This is a genomic window from Pseudomonas azotoformans, from assembly GCF_001579805.1.
Lineage (GTDB): Bacteria > Pseudomonadota > Gammaproteobacteria > Pseudomonadales > Pseudomonadaceae > Aquipseudomonas > Aquipseudomonas azotoformans_A.
In genome coordinates this window covers 969,500-991,319 of sequence record NZ_CP014546.1, presented here as the reverse complement: position 1 = coordinate 991,319, position 21,820 = coordinate 969,500, and the positions used below count along the sequence as shown (strand labels likewise).

17 protein-coding genes and 2 pseudogenes are annotated in these 21,820 nt (G+C 58.8%); 4 read left to right on the top strand and 15 right to left on the bottom strand.

What is annotated here, in order from left to right; all coding sequences use genetic code 11:
- Nucleotides 1–1,051 precede the first annotated feature (1,051 nt).
- The 6 genes from AYR47_RS32485 to AYR47_RS04655 form a co-directional block, all read right to left on the bottom strand.
- Nucleotides 1,052–1,456, bottom strand: coding sequence for a hypothetical protein (locus tag AYR47_RS32485; protein ID WP_156487779.1), 405 nt, complete (start codon nucleotides 1,454–1,456; stop codon nucleotides 1,052–1,054).
- A 27-nt stretch (nucleotides 1,457–1,483) separates the two neighbouring features.
- Nucleotides 1,484–2,095 carry a hypothetical protein gene (locus AYR47_RS04670; RefSeq protein WP_061434449.1) on the bottom strand — a complete coding sequence of 204 codons (612 nt, stop codon included), beginning with the start codon at nucleotides 2,093–2,095 and terminating at the stop codon, nucleotides 1,484–1,486.
- A gap of 72 nt (nucleotides 2,096–2,167) precedes the next feature.
- A complete protein-coding gene (locus AYR47_RS04665) occupies nucleotides 2,168–2,485 on the bottom strand; it encodes a hypothetical protein (RefSeq protein WP_061434447.1) in 318 nt (105 codons plus the stop codon).
- A gap of 55 nt (nucleotides 2,486–2,540) precedes the next feature.
- Nucleotides 2,541–3,023, bottom strand: coding sequence for a hypothetical protein (locus AYR47_RS32480; RefSeq protein WP_156487778.1), 483 nt, complete (start codon nucleotides 3,021–3,023; stop codon nucleotides 2,541–2,543).
- A gap of 358 nt (nucleotides 3,024–3,381) precedes the next feature.
- Entirely contained in the window at nucleotides 3,382–3,675 is a 294-nt protein-coding gene (locus AYR47_RS04660) for a hypothetical protein (protein ID WP_061434445.1), read from the bottom strand.
- Nucleotides 3,676–4,147: 472 nt separating this feature from the next.
- Complete coding sequence (locus AYR47_RS04655; protein ID WP_061434443.1) at nucleotides 4,148–4,813, bottom strand: polysaccharide lyase family 7 protein; 666 nt, start codon at nucleotides 4,811–4,813, stop codon at nucleotides 4,148–4,150.
- Between the two features lie 311 nt (nucleotides 4,814–5,124).
- Here AYR47_RS04655 and AYR47_RS04650 point away from each other — a divergent pair, with 311 nt between their 5' ends.
- Genes AYR47_RS04650 through AYR47_RS04640 form a run of 3 tightly spaced genes read left to right on the top strand, consistent with a single transcriptional unit; the run spans nucleotide 5,125 to nucleotide 8,088 of the window.
- Nucleotides 5,125–7,230 carry a putative bifunctional diguanylate cyclase/phosphodiesterase gene (locus tag AYR47_RS04650; protein WP_061434441.1) on the top strand — a complete coding sequence of 702 codons (2,106 nt, stop codon included), beginning with the start codon at nucleotides 5,125–5,127 and terminating at the stop codon, nucleotides 7,228–7,230.
- A gap of 41 nt (nucleotides 7,231–7,271) precedes the next feature.
- Entirely contained in the window at nucleotides 7,272–7,772 is a 501-nt protein-coding gene (locus AYR47_RS04645; protein WP_010207148.1) for a M48 metallopeptidase family protein, read from the top strand.
- Nucleotides 7,773–7,791: 19 nt separating this feature from the next.
- Nucleotides 7,792–8,088: a winged helix-turn-helix domain-containing protein gene (locus AYR47_RS04640; RefSeq protein WP_061434439.1), complete on the top strand. Its 297-nt coding sequence runs from the start codon at nucleotides 7,792–7,794 to the stop codon at nucleotides 8,086–8,088.
- Here AYR47_RS04640 and AYR47_RS04635 read toward each other — a convergent pair.
- The gene (locus AYR47_RS04635; protein WP_033898014.1) at nucleotides 8,085–8,537 is read right to left on the bottom strand and encodes a GNAT family N-acetyltransferase; all 453 of its coding nucleotides are present in this window, start codon (nucleotides 8,535–8,537) and stop codon (nucleotides 8,085–8,087) included. The two genes, AYR47_RS04640 and AYR47_RS04635, sit on opposite strands and share 4 nt — an antisense overlap.
- Nucleotides 8,538–8,738: 201 nt before the next feature.
- Between AYR47_RS04635 and AYR47_RS04630 the strand changes: the two genes are divergently transcribed.
- Nucleotides 8,739–9,476: a substrate-binding periplasmic protein gene (locus tag AYR47_RS04630; RefSeq protein ID WP_061434437.1), complete on the top strand. Its 738-nt coding sequence runs from the start codon at nucleotides 8,739–8,741 to the stop codon at nucleotides 9,474–9,476.
- 33 nt (nucleotides 9,477–9,509) lie between these two features.
- Here AYR47_RS04630 and yccS read toward each other — a convergent pair whose 3' ends face one another.
- The 8 genes and pseudogenes from yccS to betA form a co-directional block, all read right to left on the bottom strand.
- The gene (gene yccS, locus AYR47_RS04625) at nucleotides 9,510–11,693 is read right to left on the bottom strand and encodes a YccS family putative transporter (RefSeq protein ID WP_033898017.1); all 2,184 of its coding nucleotides are present in this window, start codon (nucleotides 11,691–11,693) and stop codon (nucleotides 9,510–9,512) included.
- 105 nt (nucleotides 11,694–11,798) lie between these two features.
- Nucleotides 11,799–12,978: pseudogene (locus tag AYR47_RS04620) on the bottom strand (NAD(P)/FAD-dependent oxidoreductase).
- Nucleotides 12,979–13,172: 194 nt separating this feature from the next.
- A complete protein-coding gene (gene dbpA / locus AYR47_RS04615) occupies nucleotides 13,173–14,510 on the bottom strand; it encodes an ATP-dependent RNA helicase DbpA (protein WP_235165500.1) in 1,338 nt (445 codons plus the stop codon).
- A gap of 130 nt (nucleotides 14,511–14,640) precedes the next feature.
- Entirely contained in the window at nucleotides 14,641–16,068 is a 1,428-nt protein-coding gene (gene mdtD / locus AYR47_RS04610) for a multidrug transporter subunit MdtD (RefSeq protein WP_061434435.1), read from the bottom strand.
- Between the two features lie 36 nt (nucleotides 16,069–16,104).
- Entirely contained in the window at nucleotides 16,105–16,953 is an 849-nt protein-coding gene (locus AYR47_RS04605) for an alpha/beta fold hydrolase (RefSeq protein ID WP_061434433.1), read from the bottom strand.
- Between the two features lie 163 nt (nucleotides 16,954–17,116).
- Nucleotides 17,117–18,434 (bottom strand): annotated as a pseudogene (locus AYR47_RS04600) (TldD/PmbA family protein).
- Nucleotides 18,434–19,876, bottom strand: coding sequence for a TldD/PmbA family protein (locus AYR47_RS04595; protein ID WP_033898021.1), 1,443 nt, complete (start codon nucleotides 19,874–19,876; stop codon nucleotides 18,434–18,436). The pseudogene AYR47_RS04600 and the gene AYR47_RS04595 overlap by 1 nt, the downstream one beginning before the upstream one ends.
- A 210-nt stretch (nucleotides 19,877–20,086) precedes the next feature.
- A complete protein-coding gene (betA, locus tag AYR47_RS04590; RefSeq protein ID WP_033898022.1) occupies nucleotides 20,087–21,790 on the bottom strand; it encodes a choline dehydrogenase in 1,704 nt (567 codons plus the stop codon).
- Nucleotides 21,791–21,820: the final 30 nt, after the last annotated feature.

Here is a 21,820-nt window from a genome sequence, read left to right as displayed (position 1 = left end):
ATGAGATCGTTGAAAGTATCTTAAGGTGATGTCCGGTATAAAGTTGTTCCTGTAGGCTTATGGATAAGAGTAGTTGATCAATCTTTTACAAGCTGATCAGATTAGGTGAGTATCACCGTTAGGTTGATCGATATAGCGATACTTTGGCCAGATGGATCAGTTGTGTCGATTCGCAATATTTGGTTTGTCCCTGTTCTGAAGGGTGCTAAATCACGTAGCTCTAACAATATCTCTTTCATTTGCTTTATGTAGTTGATGCTGGCTTGATCCAGCGGGCGTTGGTGAGCCTGTTGCTTAGGGTAGGCGCCTGAAGGGCTGTTACCCGCCCTTTGTAATGTGACACGGATAATGCATCCAGGTACTAGAGCCTGGATAACCGCTGGTGTTAACGCCCACCCGAGAATAATGCTGTTCCGAGGGAGTGACACTGCGTAGGGCGCGGGCGACGGATTTGGCGTATTTAAAAAATACGGTTTCGACCCGATAAGTGGCAGTGGCATAGGCTGGCCTCCATGATTACATCGTGCACATCATTCGATTTTTTGAGTGAGCGGTAAATTCCGCCACCCTCAATGACACGCTAAGGTATTCTAGCCTTACAGCGTTATTGATAGATTCGTTGAAATTATCTTAACGGTGTTCAGTGTGTCAGTAATGTTTATTCTTAATATGTAGTTTGTGTTTGGAGTAAGAGACTTGAATGTGCAAATTTCTATTCCAATAAAGCCAAAGGTTGCCGCTGTTTGAATTCGCTGATTAGACAGCACTTCAGTGAAAATCTGTTGTGGGGGGTACGGCCCTGAAGGGGTATTACCGTTTCTTTGCAATGTGACAGTTATCTTATCCCCAACAGTGAGCGCTGCGAGTGACGCCGAGTTTGTCGGTGCTTTTACCACTTCGCATGCGCTGGTTGGGTTCACGCGAAACGGTCCTGAAACCGGGGGAGGCTTGTTCGAGAATGTGGGTCTTGGCATTATCAGTGGAATGGTTGGCATAGTAGGCGTTCCTTAAGCTGTCTTTAGGTACCTGGTCAATATGGATGCTGATAATGTTAAATAATCATAATCAAAATATTTGGGGTCAATGCTTTTACCATGCCGCTGCTATCTGTTAGTGTGATTCTTAAAGTGTAGTTCAGATTTTTAATCAGTGTTTTGAACATGCTGACATTTAAGTTGAAATAGTTGGGTGGGGTATTCATTGCGGTATTCATTTTTTGCTGTTCAATACTTTCCAATGAAATAACATTGACAGGATAAGGCCCTGCTGGGCCACTGCCATTACGCTGCACAGATATTCGCCATTGATCAGTTGGTGAGTAAATGGCAAATGTCGCGGGCGTGATTACCATATTCAATGTTTGATTGACTGGGTTCAATGGAATCTTGTAAGGGCCACTTTTTGGTTTGGCCACACCGGGAAAACTAGGAGCAGACGTGATAATAGGTAACGGCATGATAGCCACCTTGATGAGTCTGATAACTCAGGAGTGATCCATTATGAAGGCTAATCTTTCTCTTTCATGCCTCTCTTCTTCAGCAAGCCAATAGGCTACGTCTAAACGTTGAGGCGGAGGTGGTAGTGATGCTCCTGTGGGCGGGTAGTTGGTTTGCTCGTATATGTTAATATTGTGGTTTCCATCTGTGAGCTCTGTGATTTCCACAATAATCGGCACATTAATTGTCACTATCGTGACCGAACTTACCTGAGGGCCTGGACTGGAGAGTGTGGGGTTATTTGAGATCGCTACCGCGCCCTGGTACAAGGGCTCGGCGTATTGGACGCCTTGATAGGTGTAGGCTCGAATACCTGTGTTTTCCAGGGGGAAGCCTATGGCGAATTCTTTGGATTGCTCCACCTTCAAGGGGACAGAACTGCCTGTTGAAGGAGAAGGCTGAGGTATAAGTTTTATGGCCAGTTTCATGCTCTCAATAGCGATCGCTTCCTGTGCGCCTCCGGCTGTTTTTATCAGCGCACTTCCTTGTTGCACCCTAAGCAGGGTGGCGTGGCTATAAAGTTGGTCGTCAGCGGTAAATGAGAAAATTTCCCCTTCTTTAATTGCTATAAATTGTCGGATTTCATTAATAATGCTCATGGTTAAAAAGTTCCTTTTTCATAGAGGGGGCGGTGGATTTGCACATGTCGTCCAGCCCCCCGACCGTTAGAGTTAACGAAGGAACAGTCCGTAGTGAGACCAGCCTGTCAGGTAAGAGATTTTTTGAGCAGCTAATTTCGGTGTTGCTGAAGGAACGTCTAGTGCACTGGATATCGTGACAGGTAGAAGGGGGACAGTATCGTTATAAGGGATCGCTTCAATACCGTTGGCAAGTGATTTGATCGTCAATACATAGTCTTGTTGGTTGTCGTCGTAGGCGGCAGCAACCAGTTCTGCATCACGGTAAATAGTTCCGGCGGAGATGAAGTCGAATTTATCTCCGACCTCGATTTCCACGGCGCTAACGATATATTCTACAAACTTTGGCATTTTATTATTCCTTTTTATCACGTAATAAATATTTTGATTGGCGAGTAACCATACGTTAGCGAACGATAAACGGGCTATGGGCGACAAATGCCCGCGTCGATGCTAGGAATTTTGCTCTGTACGTCGCGCTCCGAGTATATTGGTTGACAGCGTAAACGGGTCCGTTGAAATTGTTATTGATTCCGCCATACTGTCCTGGGTATATGTTGACATTGTTTACAGGGGCGTAGAAAGATATAAAGCGGGCACTTACGTTCGTTGTTGCGCCGGTTTCACCGTCTGCGATAACTGCGGTTTTTCCGTCAGTAGAGATACTGTCCAAAAATCCGGCCACTTCTGTCGCCACGCCCGCGGGATTTAACGTATCAGCGATTACAAACTCACCCACCCTCAAGAACGAGTTGATCGTCAAACCGGGTTTCGATCCAATGGTTTGTATTGGCGCAGGGGCGGTGGGGGTGGGAGAAGTTGAACCGGTGTCGCAACATGGGATCGTCGCAACATTCGGGGGAGACCAGAAAAAATTATTAATAGCCATTTTTATATTCCTCAGCACAATGTGTGAGCCTTCATTGTGTGAGGTTTCATTGGGGGCTGATACTGTCAAGGTTGACAGGTATGCATAATTTTTAGATATATTTAATATTCTGTTTTTGCATAAGGTTTGTGATTTTTTTGCTGACGGGCTTTTATGGGGGGCAGATCTATTTTTGCTTTTGGGGTCTGCCTTGTTCTCGGTTTTTAATTCGTGGGTCTGTAATTTTTTAGAATAAAGTGGGCAGTGTTATATAAGTCTGTCCCTTTTAAGGAGTGATGATTCCTTGGCTTCAGCTCTTCATCTTCAGGCGAAGAAAAAGCCCGCAACATTGCAGGCTCAATCGTATGACTAGAATTGATCACGCGGCGTTAGGCGTATCAAAACCCCGATGCTCGATCACGCGGAAAACATCACTGACGTCCTGCACCAGAATGCGCGCCGTGTTCGTCACATTGTTCAGGTCGCGTTCGCCAAAGTCCGGCAGGCTGGTGCAGGCCATCAGGTTGAGGTGTTCGAGGGCGGCGTTGAGGCGTTCGCGCAGGCAGGCGTGGAGGTCTGGCAGTGGGGCGTCGCTGTCGATCAGTAGGACGGGGTTGTCCGTAGCGTTTTCGGTGCAGGGGTAAAAGCGGCGGGGTGGTAGTTGGTTCTTCATGGCAAATCCTTAACTCAAGAGAAGAATGGCCACCGTTTGCTGCGAAACAAATAGGGTGGCAGTTGTGCGCGGGTTCGCAGACCGAGGAGTTAAGACCCGGCAGACCCGAAGGTCTCCCACGCACAACCGCCATAACAAAGACGGCCGTCGGCAAGAATACCGGGGCTGCTTTGACGGTTGTGGTTTTAACTCTGAAGGGCTGCGAAACCCTATCGCCGTTCAATGCCGGCGACGGGGCGAACTATAAGCGTGGCCCTGATTCACCGCAACGGCCCTGTAGGACGCAGAACCCCTGTGGGAGCCGGGCTTGCCCGCGATGGCGGTGGGCCAGTCGTCGAAAATGTTGCCTGATACACCGCTATCGCGGGCAAGCCCGGCTCCCACAGGGTTTTGTGTTGTTCAGGCGACCGTGTGAATCGCCCAAGGATCTGTGGTGATCATCAGATGAAGCCTACTTGTTGAGGCGCATCACTCAGTCGTGATCAATATCCAGCTTGGCAAACGTCACCCGCGCCCCTTCCTTGCTATCCCCACTGTTGTCCTGCACATACACCCCCGCCTTGAAATACAACGGCTTGGCCCCCCACGCCGCGCCAATGCGCTCGTTCCACTGCCCATCAGCGGCATACACGCTGAGCAGCCCAGCTTTGTTGAGGTTGATCACGTAGGTAAAGCTTTTCTCCAACGGCACATTGGACGCCACGGTAATCACCCGCCCTTCACCATCATCCGGGCGCATCCTCACCTTGGCGACGATATTGCCGGTCTGGGTCTTCTCCTTGAATTGGTACTCCAACTTGATCAGCGGCTTCTGGCTGTCATAGGCATGAATCTGCCCGATCACGACTTTGCCGGAGGACGGCACCTGATTGACCTCCAACGTGGCCCGCAGGAAGTTGTTCGCATCCGGGTAGGTCCAGTTACGCAGGCGCCCATCGGCGTAGGTCTCACGCAGTTCGCTGCGTGGGTAAATGGCGTTTTCCGTGCGGGTGCCGGTGACGGGTGTCCAGAATTGCACGTTGCTGCCTTCGGCCTGGAAGTATTGGTCGTTGAAGCCGCTCATCAATCTGGGGGTTTCGATGGTCGCGGGCGGGGAGCCGACAGGGATGCTGAGGTTCCAAGTAGATAGGTCGATCATGGCGTAGGCCTTTTTACAGAGGGGTGTAGGCTAAGGCCCTTGGGCCAGACAGGTTCTTTATAGGTGGTGTTAACCGTCTTGTTAAACGTTTGCTGGCAATTTATTGGCGTCAAAGAAGTGTCAAAAAGCCATGTTTCCCATGATCCGTGGGCTCCAAGCATTGACCGTTAGTCGGCTTCCTGAAAATTGGCGCAATGATGGCACTGCCATTACTTCTGATTTTCCGGAACCGGGGCTAGAGTGAGGCCTCAGTGTTTGTCCGGGTTTTCTCCCAGAATTGACCGGAGTGGCTCCCAAGGAAGAGACGTAGCATGGAATGCGCTCCACACCACGGCGATGGTCGTTCGGTTCTTCTGGTGGTCGACGACTATCCGGAAAACCTGCTCAGCATGCGCGCGCTCTTGCAGCGCGATGACTGGCAGGTCATCACCGCAGCGTCTGGCCTGGAAGCCCTGGAGCTGTTGCTGCAGCATGATGTCGACCTGGTGCTGCTGGACGTGAAGATGCCCGGCATGGACGGCTTCGAAGTGGCCCGCCTGATGCGCGGCAGCCAGCGCACACGGATGACGCCGATCATCTTCCTCAGCGCTAACGCCCAATCCCCCGCCGCCGTGCTGGAAGGCTACGCCAGCGGCGCCATCGATTACCTGTTCAAACCCTTCGACCCGCATATTCTCAAGCCCAAGGTCCAGGCATTGCTGGAGCACCAGCGCAATCGCCGGGCCTTGCAGCGCCTGAGTCATGACCTGGAGTCCGCCCGCGCGTTCAATGCCTCGGTGCTGGACAACGCCGCCGAGGGCATTCTGGTGGTGGGCGAGGGCAGTGTGATCGAGTACGCCAACCCGGCTATTTCGCGGCTGCTGAATGCCACCATGACGGAGTTGCAGGGTGAGAGCTTCCTGAGTTTCCTGCAAAAACCCCATGTGCCGGCCTGGCTGGGGTTCGCGATGTTCGAGGCGTACCGCAAAGGCGAAACGTGGCGCCAGCACGACGCCATTTTACGCACCGGTCGCGGTCAGCAGGTGCCGGTGGCGCTGTCCTGCGCGCCGTTGCCCGCCGAGCAGAAGGCCATGGTGGTGACGGTGCTGGACATGTCTGAAGTGCGCCATTTGCACCAGCAACTGGAGTTCCAGGCGGTGACCGATCCGTTGACCGGGCTGTTGAACCGGCGTGGTTTCCATCAGGCAGCAGAGAGCACATTGTTGCGCAGCGAGCGGAGCGAGCACTCATTGGTGCTGCTGTACCTGGACCTGGATGGTTTCAAGCGGGTCAATGACTCGTTGGGGCATGACGCAGGCGACCGGGTGTTGCGCTGGGTGTCGGAACAGATGCAGGCCTGCTTGCGGTCCGGCGATATGCTCGGGCGCATGGGCGGGGATGAATTCACGGCGTTGCTGGAGCTGGAGTTTCCGGAGCAAGCCGCGAAGATTGCGGAAAAACTGATCGAACGCGTGTCGGTGTGCCAGCAAATCGACGGTCTGGATGTGATGCTCGGCGTCAGCATCGGCATCGCCACGTTCCCGGATTGTGGTTCGGACTTGAATGGCCTGCTACGCGCCGCAGACATTGCCATGTACGAAGCCAAGCGTGCGGGCCGTCAGCAGTATCGCTATTACGACCAGGAAATGAACGGCCGCGCCCGCTCTCGGCTGATGCTGGAAGACAGTGTGCGCACGGCGATCCAGAACAAGGATTTCACCCTGGTCTATCAGCCTCAAGTTTCTCTGGACGATGGGCGCCTGCGCGGTGTCGAAGCGCTGTTGCGCTGGCAGCACCCGAGTGTTGGCGATGTGCCGCCGGGGCTGTTTCTGCCGTTGCTGGAGGAGGCGCGGTTGATCAGCCAGCTCAGCACCTGGATTTATCAACAGGTCGCCGCGCAACGCCAGGCCTGGAAAACCACGTTTGATGATGAACTGGTGCTAAGCGTGAGCCTGAGCAGCAACCAGTTCAATATGCCCAACCTGGCCAGCCAACTGCAGCAGGTACTGGAGCGACATGGGTTGCAGGGGCGGCAGTTGGAGGTGGAAATCAGTGAAGACTGCCTGATGAGTAACCTCGAAGAGTCGACCAAGCAGCTCAAGTTGTTGCGCCAGATCGGCGTGCGCACCGCGCTGGATGACTTTGGCTTGGGCAATTGCTCCCTGGCGCATCTGCGCGACCTGGCGTTCGATACGCTCAAGCTCGACCCGCAATTGGTCGCGCGCCTGCCGGGTTCCGCGCGGGACGCGGTGATGGCGCGCAGCATCATCGAACTGTGCGGGCATTTTGAGGTTGTGGTGGTGGCGGAGGGCGTCGAAACCCAGCAGCAAGCCCAATGGCTCAAGGCCAACGGTTGCCCGTTTATCCAAGGCCCGTTGGCGGCGCAACCGTTGATGGCCGAGGAAGTGACCGACTGGTGCCGCGCTCGCCTGGGCTGAATTCGTTACACTGGCGGCCATCCGAACCTGTTGCAGACCCCATGACCGCGCTGAAATACCTACAGGCCTATCCCGCCGCCCTCCAGGAACAAGTGCGCCAGCTGATCGCCAAGGACCAGTTGGGTGCCTACCTGGAACAACGTTACCCCGAACGCCACGCCGTGCAGAGCGACAAGGCCCTGTACGCCTACGCCCTGGCCTTGAAGCAGGAGCACTTGCGCAATGCGCCGGCCATCGACAAGGTGTTGTTCGATAACCGCCTGGACTTGACCCACCGCGCCCTCGGCCTGCACACCACGATTTCGCGTGTGCAGGGCGGCAACCTTAAATCCAAGAAAGAGATTCGCATTGCCGCGCTGTTCAAGGAGGCCGCGCCGGAGTTTCTGCGCATGATCGTGGTCCACGAGCTGGCGCACTTCAAGGAATCGGACCACAACAAAGCGTTCTACAAACTCTGTGAGTACATGATGCCGGGCTACCATCAGGTGGAATTCGACCTGCGCGTCTACCTCACGTACCGCGACCTGCAGGGCAAACCCTGACCGCACAAGGCGACCGACCATGGATGTGAGCAAGACCAAGAGCAGCTTCTACCGCCGCCTGTACGTGGCCTACCTGATCGACAGCGGCCAGGCCAGCAGCGTCCCAGCATTGACCGACGCCACCGGCATGCCCCGGCGCACGGCGCAGGACACGATTGCGGCGTTGGCCGACCTGGATATCCTGTGTGAATTCGAGCAGGAGGACGGTGCCCGCAACCACGCCGGGCACTATCGAATTCGCAGCTGGGGGGCGATCGATCGGCGCTGGATCGAGGCCAATCTCGCGCAGATCAAACAGGTGCTGGGTTACCCCTAGTCCTTTCTCATGCCAATGTGCGGAATATCATCTTCCAGGTATTCCTCACCGGCGACGACGAACCCGTAGCGCCCGTAGTAGCCCTGCAAATGCGCCTGGGCTGACAGGAAAATCGGCGTTTGTGGCCAGATATCCTCAATCCGCTTGAGTGTTTCTTCCATCATCCGATGCCCCAGCCCGGTACCACGCGCTACCGGCGCCACAATCACGCGGCCGATTACCACGTCACCACCTTGGGTTTCTGGGTCCAGCAGGCGCAGGTAGGCCACTAACTGATCATCCTGCCAGGCCATCAAATGGTGGGTGTCGCCCGACAGATCCTGCCCGTCGAGGTCCTGGTAAACGCATTTCTGCTCGACAACGAAGACCTCGTTGCGCAGGCGCAGGATGGCGTAGAGCTGCTCCTTGCCCAGGTCATCGTGGTGCTTGCAAACCCATTCAACGGTCATGGCGTGTTCTCTTATAGATGTCTGCTGCGGATAGTAAGCGCGGCAGCCGATTGTGTCTAAATCGACTATTTTTGTGAGTGAAATCAATTTGCCATCATTGAGTGCGTTCGGCGCCGGTTTCTTTGTGTAATCTGAGCTACTGTTAGAACCTCAGGCCCCACCTGAGCTCAGGATAACGCCTGCCTGCCAAGGACTTTGAGCATGCCGCGATTCTCTCGTGCCGTTGCTTTGATTGGAGTGTTGTTGCTGGCCCAGCCGGCCTTCGCACAGCGTCTGCGCCTGGTAGCGGATGCCTGGCCACCCTTTACCGATGCCACCTTGATCAATGGCGGGCTGGCCACCGATATCGTCAGCACCGCCCTTGCCCGTGCGGGATATGCCAGCGATTTCGAACAGGTGCCCTGGGCCAGGGCGTTAATGGGGGTGGGCGACGGGCGTTATGACGTGTTGGTGAACGCCTGGTACGACGATGCGCGTACGCAGCTGGGGCAGTTTTCCGGCGAATACCTGCTCAACCGCGTGCGTTTCATCAAGCGGCGTGACGATCCCATTGCATTTCAGAACCTTGAGCAACTGCACGACTACCCCATCGCCGTGGTGCGCGGGTATGCCTATTCGGCGGCGTTCGATGGCGATGCGCAGTTGCAGAAAGTGCCGGTGCATAACTTCGCCATGGCGGTGCGCATGCTTGCGGCGCAGCGGGTGCGGCTGACCGTGGAGGATGAATATGTGGCGCGTTATTACTTGTCCCGCGAGTCGGCGCGGGTGCGCAATGCGGTGGAGTTTTTACCCAAGCCGTTGAGCGAAAACAGTCTGCATATCTTGGTGAGCTTGAAGAACCCCGAGCATGAACAGATCGTCGCCAGCTTTGACCGGGAGATTGCCAAGATGAAGGCGGATGGCAGTTATGCGCGGTTGATGAAGGCGCATGGTATGTAGTGGGCTTGTTGTGGCAAGCCCGCTCACCACAGGTCAGGCCGCGCTGGTGTCTTTGATCAGATGCGCCGCCAACGTGCGCAACGGCCCCAACTGCCGACAGATCAACGCCAACTGTGTCTGCACCAATCGCTGCCCTTCATCAATCTCATCCGGCATCTGTTCCAGGTCGGCCGCCAACGCTTCCTCGGCGTCGCTCTGAATCGCAATCGGCTGCTTGTTCGCAAGCCCCGTGGCGATCTCATCAATACTCGCCGCCAAGGTATTCCCGGCGCCATCGATCAGATGCTCGCGCACCTCCGCTGGCAACTGGGTTTCGCGGTGCGCGCCGAGGCCTGACAAGTAACTGAGCAAGGTGTGCGACAACACCAGGAAGCGGAAGCCCACATCCGCCTCCTTACGGAAGTGCCCCGGCTCCATCAGCATATTCGCCAGGGTGGTCGACAGCGCCGCATCGGCGTTGTGCGCGTTGCGTCGCGCCAGGCGGTAAGCCAGGTCGTCGCTTTTGCCAGCGGCGTATTGCTGCATGATCTGGCGCAAATAGATGCTGTTGCAGGTCAGGGTGTTGGCCAGCACTTTGTTCAGGCGACGGCCCTGCCAGTCCGGCAGGAACAGGAACACCGCCAGGCCCGCAATCAAGCTGCCCAGCAAGGTATCGAACAGACGCGGCAGGAACAGCCCGTAACCGTCACCCACCTGGTTGAAGCAGAACAGCACCATCAACGTAATCGCGGCGGTGGCCAGGGTGTAGCGCGTGGTGCGGTTGATAAAGAACACCAGGCCGGCGGCGATGGCGAACATCGACTGCACCAGCGGGCTCGGAAACAGGTCGAACAAGGCCCAGGCCACGGTAAGGCCGATAGCGGTGCCGATGATCCGCTGGCCGAGCTTGCGCCGGGTGGCGCCGTAATTCGGCTGGCACACGAACAGCGTGGTCAGGATGATCCAGTAGCCTTGGGAGGCATGAATCGCATGCAACATGCCGTAGCCCACGGTCAGCGCCAGGGACAGGCGCAACGCGTGACGGAACAACAGTGATGTGGGCGTCATCTGCGTGCGCAGGCGCGTCCACATTTCCTTGAGGTTGCGCGGGGCGCGGTCCAGCAGGTTGCTGTCGGTGGCGTCGGCCAGGCTGTCGGGGTTGCTGGCGTCGCCCAGCAGGCGGTCCAGCGTTGACAGGTTGGCCGCCAGCGCGCGCAACGAGCGCAGCAGGCCGCGCCAGGCTGGGTTGCTCTGGATGCGCAGGTGTTCCAGGGAGGCGTTCAAATCGCCCAAGGCTTCGGCGAAGCTGTCGTCATAGATGAACGGCTGGCGCAGCTGGATCGACTCGGCCAGGGTCTGGCACGCCTTGCCCTGTTGACGCAGCAGGCGTTGGCAGCGGAACAGCACGTCACTGTGGAAGAAGGCTTCGGCCAATGCGTTGTAGGGATAGTGGGATGAGCTGGCACGCTCATGGATGTCTTGGGCGAGGAAGTACAGCTTGAGGTAGCGGCTGACTTTCGAGCCAGGGCGGCCATTGCCCACGCGGTGCAGGATGATTTCCTTCGCCGCATTCAGCGCGGCAACCACCCGCCCATTTTGCTGGGCCAGTTCCAGGCGACGCGCTTCCACATCCAGCTGGCGGATCGGCTCGAACAACGACGACTTGAGCTTGAGGTAGCGCCCCAGCTCGCGAAACAACCGCGCCAGGCTTTGCTGCACCGGCTGGTTGGAAAACAACGCCTGCCACAGCACCGACAGCGCGCCGTACCAGGCGGCACCGGCCACCAGCAGCAGCGGCTCATGCCAGAAATCCGAGACGGCACCACCGCGCTGGTCCACGCCGATCATGGTGTACACCGACAGGATCAGCGTCGCGGAGGCAATCGCCCCATAACGTTCGCCCAAGGCGCCGAGCATGGTCAGGCAGAAGGTGGCCAGGGCCAGGGAGATCGCGAAGACCCAGGGATAAGGGAACAGCAGCTCCACCGACAGCGCGGCGATGCTGAAACACACCAGCGTCACCGCCAGGGCGTTTAGACGGCCTTGCCAACTGTCATCGGTCTCGGCCAGGGCGCTGGCGATAATCCCCAGGAACAACGGGATCAGCAGCGTCATTTCATCCTGATACCAGCACAGCGCCATGCTGCCGGTGAGGGCGATGAACACCCGGATGCTGTAACTGAATTTATCCAGCGCCCACAGGCGCCGCATGGACTGCTTGAACGAGGTCGATGACATGAAGTCTGGAGTCTTCCGGGACGATGCCGCTAAATTGAGCTATCAAGGACGCCACGGCAAGCGTGGCGATCACATCCAACAGCAAAATTTATTCCACTGCGCCGATCAGGCGTACTGCGCCGCCGCGTAACCCGAAGCCCAGGCCCATTGGAAGTTGAAGCCGCCCAGGTGACCGGTCACATCCAGCACTTCACCGATAAAGTACAGACCAGGGCTTTTCAGGGATTCCATGGTCTTGGACGACACTTCACGCGTGTCCACACCGCCCAGGGTCACTTCGGCCGTGCGATAGCCTTCGGTACCGGCCGGCACCAATTGCCAACTGCCGAGTTTTTGCGCGATGTCGGCAATTTCAGCGTGGGTGTACTGCTTCATCGGCTTGGACGAAAACCAGGTGTCCGCCAGCAGGTTGGCCATCTTCTTGGTGAAGATCTCGCCCAGCAGGGTTTTCAGCTCGCTGTTCGGGCGTTCGGGCCTGTTGCGCTTGCAGCCACTCGTGGGCGTCATGGTCGGGCAGCAGGTTGATTTCCACCGTGTCGCCGGATTCCCAGTACGAAGAAATCTGCAGGATCGCCGGCCCACTCAGGCCGCGATGAGTGAACAGGATGTTCTCGCGAAAGCTCTGGCCGTTGCAGCTCACCAGGCAATCCACCGAGGTGCCAGACAGCTCGCCGCACAAGTCTTTGAGCTGATCGGTGATGGTGAACGGCACCAGCCCGGCGCGGGTCGGCAGCAGTTCGTGGCCGAACTGCTTGGCCACTTGATAACCAAAACCGGTGGCGCCCAGTGTCGGAATCGACAGGCCACCGGTGGCGATCACCAGGGATTCGCAGCGCAGTTCACCCAAGGTGGTCTGCAACTGGTAGCCGCTGTCGAGCTTGGCGATTTCCTGGATCGAGGTGTCCAGGTGCAGGCTCACGCCGACCTGGATGCACTCGTCCAAGAGCATGCCGAGGATGTCGCTGGACTTGTTATCGCAGAACAGCTGGCCGAGCTTCTTCTCGTGATATGGCACGCCGTGCTTGGCCACCAGCCCGATGAAATCCCACTGGGTATAACGCGCCAGGGCGGATTTGCAGAAGTGCGCATTGTGCGAGAGGAAGTTGGCAGGCTCGGTGTACATATTGGTGAAATTGCAGCGGCCACCGCCGGACATCAGGATCTTCTTGCCGGCCTTGTTCGCATGGTCGATCAACATCACTTTGCGCCCACGCCCGGCGGCGGTCAGTGCGCACATCAAGCCTGCGGCGCCGGCGCCAATGATCACAACTTCGGTCGAGCGCAAAACGGTGTCCTCACAAAAATCTGATTTGAAGCACGTTTAAATGTAGGTGCGGGCTTTTTGTGGCGAGCGAGCTTGCTCGCGCTGGAGTGCGAAGCGCTCCCAAAATCGTGGGGCCGCTGCGCAGCCCAGCGGGAGCAAGCTCCCTCGCCACAACAGCCCGCTCCTACATTAGATCTCCATTGAACGAGAGAGCTTTACAGGATCCGCACGCGCAACGAACGGCCTTTGATCTTGCCGTCGTTCAAACGCTGCAACGCCTGCTTGGCGATCCCACGTTCCACGGCCACGAAGGCCTGGAAGTCAAAGATTGCGATCTTGCCGACCTGGGCGCCCGGAATCCCGGCTTCACCGGTCAGCGCACCAAGGATATCGCCTGGGCGAACCTTGTCCTTGCGGCCGGCAGCGATACACAGGGTGCTCATCTGTGGCAGCAACGGGCCACCGCTTTGCGGCTTGAGGTTGTCCAGTTGGTCCCAGTTCAGCGGCGACTTCTGCAGTTGCTCGATGGCCTGGGCGCGGTGCGCTTCGGACGGCGCCACCAGGCTGATGGCAATGCCGGTCTCACCGGCACGACCGGTACGGCCGACGCGGTGGATGTGGATTTCTGAGTCGCGGGCCAGTTCGACGTTGATCACCATGTCCAGCGAGTCGATGTCCAGACCACGGGCAGCCACGTCGGTGGCAACCAGCACTGAGGTGCTGCGGTTGGCGAACATGGCCAGCACCTGGTCACGGTCGCGCTGTTCCAGGTCGCCGTGCAGGCCGACGGCGGAAATGCCCTTGGCCGTCAGGTGATCCACGGTTTCCTGCACTTGCTGCTTGGTAAAGCAGAAGGCTACGCAAGACGCTGGGCGAAAGTGCGCCAATACCTTGGTCACTGCGTCCATGCGCTCTTCCGGCGAGATCTCGAAGAAACGCTGCTCGATCTGGTCATCGGAGTGGAAGGCTTCGGCTTTCACTTGCTGCGGCGCGCGCATGAACTTGGAGGCCAACTGCTTGATGCTCACCGGGTAGGTGGCCGAGAACAGCAGGGTCTGGCGGCGCGGCGGGGTCTTGCTGATGATGTCTTCGATGGCGTCGTAGAAGCCCATGTCGAGCATGCGGTCAGCTTCATCGAGGATCAGCGTGTTCAGGCCGTCGAGGACCAGCGAACCTTTGCGCAGGTGCTGCTGGATACGGCCCGGCGTGCCGACGATGACGTGGGCGCCGTGTTCCAGGGAGGCGATCTGCGGGCCGAGGGACACGCCGCCGCACAGGGTCAGCACCTTGATGTTGTCTTCGGCACGGGCCAGGCGGCGGATTTCCTTGGCGACCTGGTCGGCCAGCTCACGGGTCGGGCACATCACCAGGGCCTGGCAGCCGAAGTAGCGCGGGTTGATCGGGTTCAACAGACCGATGCCGAAGGCGGCGGTCTTGCCGCTGCCGGTCTTGGCCTGGGCAATCAGGTCCAGCCCCTTGAGGATCACCGGCAAGCTTTGCGCCTGGATCTGCGTCATCTCGACATAACCCAGCGAGTCGAGGTTAGCCAGCATGGCGGCGGACAGGGGCAAAGTATTAAAAGCGGTGGCGATGGTAGTCACGGGACTGGCTCTGCAAAACAAAATGTCGCGCAGTGTACCAGTCTCGTGGGAATTTCCCCGCAAGTTCTAGACGAGAAGCCTGTTAATGCTCGATATGCTGCTCGGGGCTGACGGCACGCTTGCCGTCTTTTGGCGACAGTTGCAGGAAGATCGCGGCCGCCAGCATCGCCATGATGCCCACCGTGAGGAAGGTCAGCTGGAATGCGCCGAGTACCGTGCTGACGCCGTCGTTGCCGGTTTCGGCGGTAAACCCGCCGAGCAGCGCGCCGGCGCAGGCGACCCCGAGGCTCAACGACAATTGCGCCACCACCGACAGCAAACTGTTGCCGCTGCTGGCTTGGGCGTCATCGAGGTCGATCAGGGTGACGGTGTTCATCGCGGTAAATTGCAGCGAGTTGATCGCCCCCAGCACCGCCAGCATTCCCAGCAGCAGCGGGTAGGGCGTGTGTTCCGTGACCAATCCCATGCTCGCCAGCATGATGCCCAGGGCCAGAGTGTTGCCAGTCAACACGATGCGGTAGCCCAGGCGTTCGATCAGCGGGCGTGCCACGGACTTGGCAAACATCGCCGCCGCCGCCAGGGGCAACATGCTCATGCCGGCTTCCGACGGTGAGTACCCCAGCGCCACCTGTAACAGCAACGGCACCAGGAACGGCAGGGCGCCGCTGCCCAACCGCGCGAACAAGTTGCCGAGGATGCCCACGGCAAAGGTGCGGGTTTTGAACAGCACCGGTGAAAACAGTGGATTATCGATGTGCCCGGCCCGCAACCAATACGCCGCCAGGCACGCGAGCCCGCCGAACAGCAGCAACATCACCCTCAAGTGCGGCAAGTGCAGCTCGCCCAGGCCTTCCATGGCGATAGTGATCAGCACCATCGCGGCGCCAAACAGCAGGAAGCCGATCCCATCGAAGCGCGTGCGCTCGCTGCCGCGCAGGTCGGGGATGAATTTCCACACGGCGTAGCAGCCAATCATGCCCACCGGCAGGTTGATCAGGAAGATCCAGTGCCAGGTCAGGTATTGCACCATCCAGCCGCCCATGGTCGGGCCGAGCAATGGGCCGAGTAAACCGGGGATGGTGATGAAACCCATGATGCGCACCAGTTCGGAGCGCGGGTAGGCGCGCAGCACCACCAGTCGTCCGACGGGCAGCATCAATGCACCGCCCAGGCCTTGGATCACCCGTGCGCCCACCAGCATGGTCAAGCTGCTGGACAGGGCGCACAGCAGCGAGCCAATGCTGAACAGCATGATTGCGCCAAAGAAGATTTTCTTGGTGCCGAAGCGGTCGGCGATCCAGCCCGACGCCGGGATCAGCAAGGCGACGGTGAGCATGTAGGCGATCACCACCCCTTGCATACGCAGCGGGTTTTCCGCGAGGTCCCGGGCCATCGCCGGTAATGCCGTGTTGAGGATCGTCCCGTCGAGCGACTGCATGAAGAAGGCAATCGCGACCACCCAGGGGAGCCAGCGGGCGGTCTTGGCATCGAGCGGGACGCGGTTCGGCATGGAAACCCTTTTGGTTAGCAGGCTATGTGTTGGCGATTATGCGCCATTCGTCGCGCGTTTTCCCACCAGGAAATCCAGCAGTTCACGGTGCACCGCCACCGCGGCTTCGTTGGATTCAAGATCGAGCAAGTGGCCAGTGTGTTCGGCGACGGCAAAGCTGCTACGCCCCACGTACTGCTTGAACAACTGGGCCTCGGCGGCGGGGGTGTATTCGTCGAGGGCACCGTTGAGAAAGTGCACCGGCGTTTCAATTTGCTTGAGTGCCGGCAGGTAGTTGCCGTCACCCAAGGCCAGCACTTGGTGGATATGAAACCGCGCCTGGCGGTATTCGGTGGTGGCCATGGTCGACAGGTGACGGTGGTTGTTGCGTTTGAGCCGGGGCGACAAATATTGGCCGACGGTTTCATTGAGCAAGTGGCCGACGGCGGACTTGTCATCGGCCTCGATCAATACACGTACGCGTTCCACATAATCGAGCATGGCTTGGTTGAGGTTGGGTGCCAGGGCCATCACCACTGAGCTTTCGATGGAGGGTGGGTTGTGCGCCAGGGTCAGCAACGTCGAGATGCCGCCCCAGGAGGCCGATACCAGGTGGTTGACCTGAAAGCGCTCGACCAGCGCGCGCAGCATCTGCACTTCGTCGTCCTTGGTCACCAGGTCCAGCTCAGTGTTGTGTTCGCGGGAGTAGCCGGAGAACGGCAGATCGAACAGCACCACATTGAAATGCTCCGCCAGGCATTTGCTGGTGCGGGCGAAGGAGCGCGTGGTGGACAGCGCGCCGTTGACCATCAAGACGGTCTTCTTTCCAGAATCGTTTCCTAGCTGCTCAACATGAACGTTGTAGTGCTTGAACAGCTTCTCAATGACAAAACTTCCATGGTTCATGTCAACGCTCCAGCTTGCCCTTCCCGGGCAAGGTCGTGCTCTCGTGGGTGGGGGTGGCGGGATGCCATTAACCCTTATAACGAGGATTCTGGAGGAAAGGAAGGTGTCCTACGGTGGAGGAGAAACGCCTGTAGGAGTGCCTCTGCCTACAGGCGTAAGACGCTTACAGAGTAAGTGTCAGGCGTTTTACCAACGCTCCTGGCAGCAGATTTGAGGCGGTATTGCGCTGACTGTAAGTGCTGGCAGAAAGCAGCAACTCCCGATCAGAGGTCAGGGCTTCGAGCTGCGAACCGAGCAGGCTGTAGACACTGTCATCAAAGCGCATGGTGCTGACCGGCGCCTTGATCTCGCCGTCTTCCACCCAGAAGGTGGCGAAGCGCGTCATGCCGGTCAGGCGTGCCGCCGGCAGGTCCGAATAGTTCAGGTACCACAGGTTGCTGATATACAACCCGGTGCCCAACTGCTTGAGGATATCGGCCTGGGCCAGGCTGCCGCCGGCCATCTGCAAGGCGCTGGGCGATTCATCGCTGCTTGCGCCGTTGGTGCTTAAGCCATATTCGGCCGCGCTGCGCGAGTTGATCAATTGGCCCTCGGCGCTTCCCGCCTTGATCAGGGTGACGTCGCCGCGCGGGTAACCTTCGGTGGAAAAAGCCTGGCTCAGGGAACCGCTGATCTGTTCCGTCAGCGTCACCAGCGGGCTCAGGGACTGTTCGCCGGCGTACAGCTTTTGCAGCGAACTGCCCTTGCTGGCGATGGCCTGGGCTGAAAAACCACCCCAAGTGATGATGCTGATGATCTCTTCAATCGCCGCCGGGGCGAGGTAGGCGCGGTATTGCCCAGGCGCCAGTGTGTGCAGTGGCCGGCCGAGGAACTCCAGCTGTTCGCGGGCCTGCTGGAAGCGCGCGGCAAACTCGGCGCTGTCCCAGGTGTGCCCGGCGTAGCTGGCTTTCACCGCTTCGCCATTGGCGTGAAACAGGCTGAAATCGAAGTTGAAGCTATTGGCCTGGTGCCAGCCGAAGGCGCCCGACGAACTGGCAAAGCCCCGGCTGATGGGGCCGGCCGCATAGAAACCGACCAGGTCGACGCCGTGGGCGGCCTGGCTGATGTCTTCCAGTACCTGGGCCAGTTCCGGCAGCGGGCGGGTTTGTTCGTTGCTGCTTTGCCAGGCATTGTGGTTCAGCAGCAGGTACGGATCCTGGGGCAGCAGCGGCAGGGTTTCACGCAACTGTTGTAGGCCGTCGGCCAAGCGTTGGCGGTCCAGTTCGGGCTCGCCGGCCAGGGTGATGCCGAGGTCGGCGTGGCGGCCGTCGTTGATCAGTTTCAGGTTGAGGCTGGCCTGTTGCACCTGGCCGGGCCTGGCGCACCTTGGCGTGATTGAAACGCACGAATTCGGACGCTTCATCCGCATAGCCCAGGTGGAATTGTTCGTTGTCGGTGATGGCGTGCTTGAGCCAGTCCACCAATGCCTTGAAGTTGTTCATCAGGCGTCTCCCCCAAATACGTCGACATCACTGAATACGCAGGCCGGCGACGCATGGCCGACGCGGATCACCTGGTTGGGTTCGCCTTTGCCGCAGTTCGGCGTGCCCAAGACCTTGAAGGTGCTGGCGTCACCGACCGCGCTGAGGTTGCGCCAGAAGTTGGCAGAAATGGCGCGGTAGTTGGGGTTCTTCACCACACCTTTCAGCTCGCCGTTCTCGATCAATTGGCCCCATTCGCAGCCGAACTGGAATTTGTTGCGCGCATCGTCGATGGACCATGAACGGTTGGTCGACATCAGCACACCGTTTTCGATACCGCCGATCAGTTGCGCCAGGCTCTTGTCGCCCGCCTCAATGTTCAGGTTGGCCATGCGGTCGATGGGCGCGCGGTTCCAACTGCTGGCCCGGCTGTTGGCTACGCCGCTCATACCCGAACGGAATTGCGACAGCGCACCGCCCAGCGGTTTGAGCAGCAGCCCTTCGCGGATCAGGAACTGCTTGCTGGCGGGCGTGCCGTCGTCGTCATGGCTGTAGCTGGCGAGTTGCTCGGGGATGTCCGGGTCGAACGTTACGTTGAGCAACTGGGAGCCATAGTGCAGATGGCCGAAGTCGCTGGCCTTCACAAAACTGGTGCCGGCGTAATTGCGCTCGTCACCCAGGATGCGGTCCAGCTCCAGCGGGTGGCCGATGGATTCGTGGATCTGCAGGATCATCTGGTCGGGCATCAGCAGCAGGTCGCGCGGGCCGTTGGGCGTGTTGGGCGCGAGCAGCAATTGCAGGGCTTCGTCGGCAATGCGTGGCGCGGCACCGACCAGGCCGAAGCGGCTGATCACATCAAAGCCGCCTTGCTGGCCGAAGTTGCTGCCACCCAGGGTACGGCTCTGGCTATCGTTGCCGTCGTAGGCGGTCACGTTGACGCCGGGGAACACGAAGCGCTGGGCCTGGCGCAGTTCGGCGCCAGCGTTGTTGAGGTAGATCTGCTCGACGTGGGTCAGGCCGAGGCTGACTTCCCAGCTCACCAGGCGCTCGTCCTTCGGCACAGCGGCGGATTCGTCGCCCAGCAGCTGGTAGCAGTCGCTCAAGGACGGGAAGGCTTGGTTGAGTTCAGGGGATAAATAGTCGGCCACATCACTGGAGACATGCTGGTCGCGCAGGTCGAGCAGGGCGTGGGGCTTGATCAACCGGGCTTGCTGTTCGGCCCGCTCAAGGGCGGCTTGCAGGCCAGGCAGGGAAATGTCGTTGGTTGCCGCGTAGGCTTCCACACCGTTGAGACGCACGGTGAGCATGGCGCCTTCGTCGTGGTTCAGGTGCGGTGGTTCGGCGACGTTCTTGCGTACGGCCAGATATTGGCCGGATTCGCGTACGTAGCGCAGGGAGAAGAATTCGGCGGTGGTGCGCAGGGCACTGAAGTGTTTTTTGAGTGTGGCGTGGTGGTCGAACATGGGGCCTTCCTTGTGGGCGGCTCGTCGCGGGCAGGCAAACAGAGTAGGCCTGGGCTGGGAGCTGATCAAGGAAAGGCAACCATTTGTGGCAGGTGAACTATTGTGGCGAGCGGGCTTGCCCCGCGTTGGGCTGCGCAGCGGCCCCAAAAACCTTGGGAGCGCTACGCACTCCAACGCGGGGCAAGCCCGCTCGCCACAAGGGTGTATCAGTTACTGCGCAGTCGGACCCACTTCACGCATCGGCTTGCCACGCACCGGCGCATCGCCCGCCACGTAGTAGTCGGCGGTGCTGCGCGGCAGTGGCTGGCGGCCACGGATCTTGTCGGCGATTTTCTCGGCGATCATGATCGTCGGCGCGTTCAGGTTGCCGGTGGTGATGATCGGCATGATCGACGCATCCACAACGCGCAGACCCTGCATGCCATGCACGCGGCCTTCGCCGTCCACTACGGCCATCTCGTCGGTGCCCATCTTGCACGAGCAGGACGGGTGGAACGCAGTCTCGGCGTGCTCACGGATGAACGTGTCGAGCTGCTCATCGGTTTGCACGTCAATGCCGGGGCTGATCTCGCGGCCACGGTACTGGTCTAGAGCAGGCTGTTGCATGATTTCACGGGTCAGGCGGATGCCATCGCGGAATTCCTGCCAGTCCTGTTCGGTGGCCATGTAGTTGAAGAGGATGCTCGGGTAGTCCCGTGGGTTCTTCGACTTCAGCTGGATGCGACCACGGCTCGGCGAACGCATGGAACCCATGTGCGCCTGGAAACCGTGCTCTTTCACACCGTTGCTGCCGTTGTAGTTAATTGCCACCGGCAGGAAGTGGTATTGGATGTTCGGCCACTCGAATTCTTCACGGGTACGGATGAAACCGCCCGCTTCGAACTGGTTGCTGGCGCCGATACCGGTGCCGTTGAACAGCCATTCGGCACCAATGGCCGGCTGGTTGTACCAGAGCAGCGACGGGTACAGCGAGACCGGCTGAGTGCACGCGTATTGCAGGTACAGCTCAAGGTGGTCCTGCAGGTTTTCGCCGACGCCGGGCAGGTCGTGGACCACTGGGATGTCCAGGCTTTCCAGCAGTTTGGCCGGGCCCACGCCGGAGCGTTGCAGCAGTTGCGGCGAAGCGATTGCGCCGCTGCACACCAGCACTTCTTTACGGGCGCGGGCTTCAACGCGCTCTTCAGCGGCGCCGATCAGGTAACGCACGCCCACGGCACGCTTGCCTTCGAACAAGACTTTGTCGGTAAGGGCGTGGGTGACGATGGTCAGGGTCGAACGCTTTTTGGCAGTGTCCAGGTAACCACGCGCGGTGCTGGCGCGACGGCCTTTAGGCGTGACGGTACGGTCCATCGGGCCGAAGCCTTCCTGCTGGTAGCCGTTCAGGTCGACGGTGCGCGGGTAACCGGCCTGTACGCCGGCTTCAACCATGGCGTGGAACAGCGGGTTGTTGCCGGCTTTTGGCGTGGTCACGCTGACCGGGCCATCGCCACCGTGCCAGTCGTTCGGGCCGATGTCGCGGGTTTCGGCCTTGCGGAAATACGGCAGGCAGTCCAGGTAGGTCCAGTTTTCCAGGCCTGGCAATTTCGCCCAGTTGTCGTAGTCCATGGCGTTGCCACGGATGTAGCACATGCCGTTGATCAGCGAAGAACCACCCAGGCCCTTACCGCGACCGCATTCCATGCGACGGCCGTCCATGTGTGGCTCTGGATCGGTCTCGTAGGCCCAGTTGTAGCGGCGGCCTTGCAGTGGGAAGGCCAGGGCGGCTGGCATTTGCGTGCGGAAGTCGAAACGGTAGTCGGGACCACCGGCTTCCAGCAGCAGGACGGTGACGCCTTCGTCTTCGGTCAGACGGGTCGCCAGGGTGTTACCGGCGGAGCCGGCACCCACAATGATGTAATCGTATTCTTGGGACATTGGATGCACCCTCTTTTGAGATAGTCAGGT

Bases quoted from the DNA above. Each gene is read 5' to 3' on its own strand.
- AYR47_RS32485 (WP_156487779.1), bottom strand. From the start codon at position 1,456: ATGCCGTTACCTATTATCACGTCTGCTCCTAGTTTTCCCGGTGTGGCC.
- AYR47_RS04670 (WP_061434449.1), bottom strand. From the start codon at position 2,095: ATGAGCATTATTAATGAAATCCGACAATTTATAGCAATTAAAGAAGGG.
- AYR47_RS04665 (WP_061434447.1), bottom strand. From the start codon at position 2,485: ATGCCAAAGTTTGTAGAATATATCGTTAGCGCCGTGGAAATCGAGGTC.
- AYR47_RS32480 (WP_156487778.1), bottom strand. From the start codon at position 3,023: ATGGCTATTAATAATTTTTTCTGGTCTCCCCCGAATGTTGCGACGATC.
- AYR47_RS04660 (WP_061434445.1), bottom strand. From the start codon at position 3,675: ATGAAGAACCAACTACCACCCCGCCGCTTTTACCCCTGCACCGAAAAC.
- AYR47_RS04655 (WP_061434443.1), bottom strand. From the start codon at position 4,813: ATGATCGACCTATCTACTTGGAACCTCAGCATCCCTGTCGGCTCCCCG.
- AYR47_RS04650 (WP_061434441.1), top strand. From the start codon at position 5,125: ATGGAATGCGCTCCACACCACGGCGATGGTCGTTCGGTTCTTCTGGTG.
- AYR47_RS04645 (WP_010207148.1), top strand. From the start codon at position 7,272: ATGACCGCGCTGAAATACCTACAGGCCTATCCCGCCGCCCTCCAGGAA.
- AYR47_RS04640 (WP_061434439.1), top strand. From the start codon at position 7,792: ATGGATGTGAGCAAGACCAAGAGCAGCTTCTACCGCCGCCTGTACGTG.
- AYR47_RS04635 (WP_033898014.1), bottom strand. From the start codon at position 8,537: ATGACCGTTGAATGGGTTTGCAAGCACCACGATGACCTGGGCAAGGAG.
- AYR47_RS04630 (WP_061434437.1), top strand. From the start codon at position 8,739: ATGCCGCGATTCTCTCGTGCCGTTGCTTTGATTGGAGTGTTGTTGCTG.
- yccS (WP_033898017.1), bottom strand. From the start codon at position 11,693: ATGTCATCGACCTCGTTCAAGCAGTCCATGCGGCGCCTGTGGGCGCTG.
- dbpA (WP_235165500.1), bottom strand. From the start codon at position 14,510: ATGCTGGCTAACCTCGACTCGCTGGGTTATGTCGAGATGACGCAGATC.
- mdtD (WP_061434435.1), bottom strand. From the start codon at position 16,068: ATGCCGAACCGCGTCCCGCTCGATGCCAAGACCGCCCGCTGGCTCCCC.
- AYR47_RS04605 (WP_061434433.1), bottom strand. From the start codon at position 16,953: ATGAACCATGGAAGTTTTGTCATTGAGAAGCTGTTCAAGCACTACAAC.
- AYR47_RS04595 (WP_033898021.1), bottom strand. From the start codon at position 19,876: ATGTTCGACCACCACGCCACACTCAAAAAACACTTCAGTGCCCTGCGC.
- betA (WP_033898022.1), bottom strand. From the start codon at position 21,790: ATGTCCCAAGAATACGATTACATCATTGTGGGTGCCGGCTCCGCCGGT.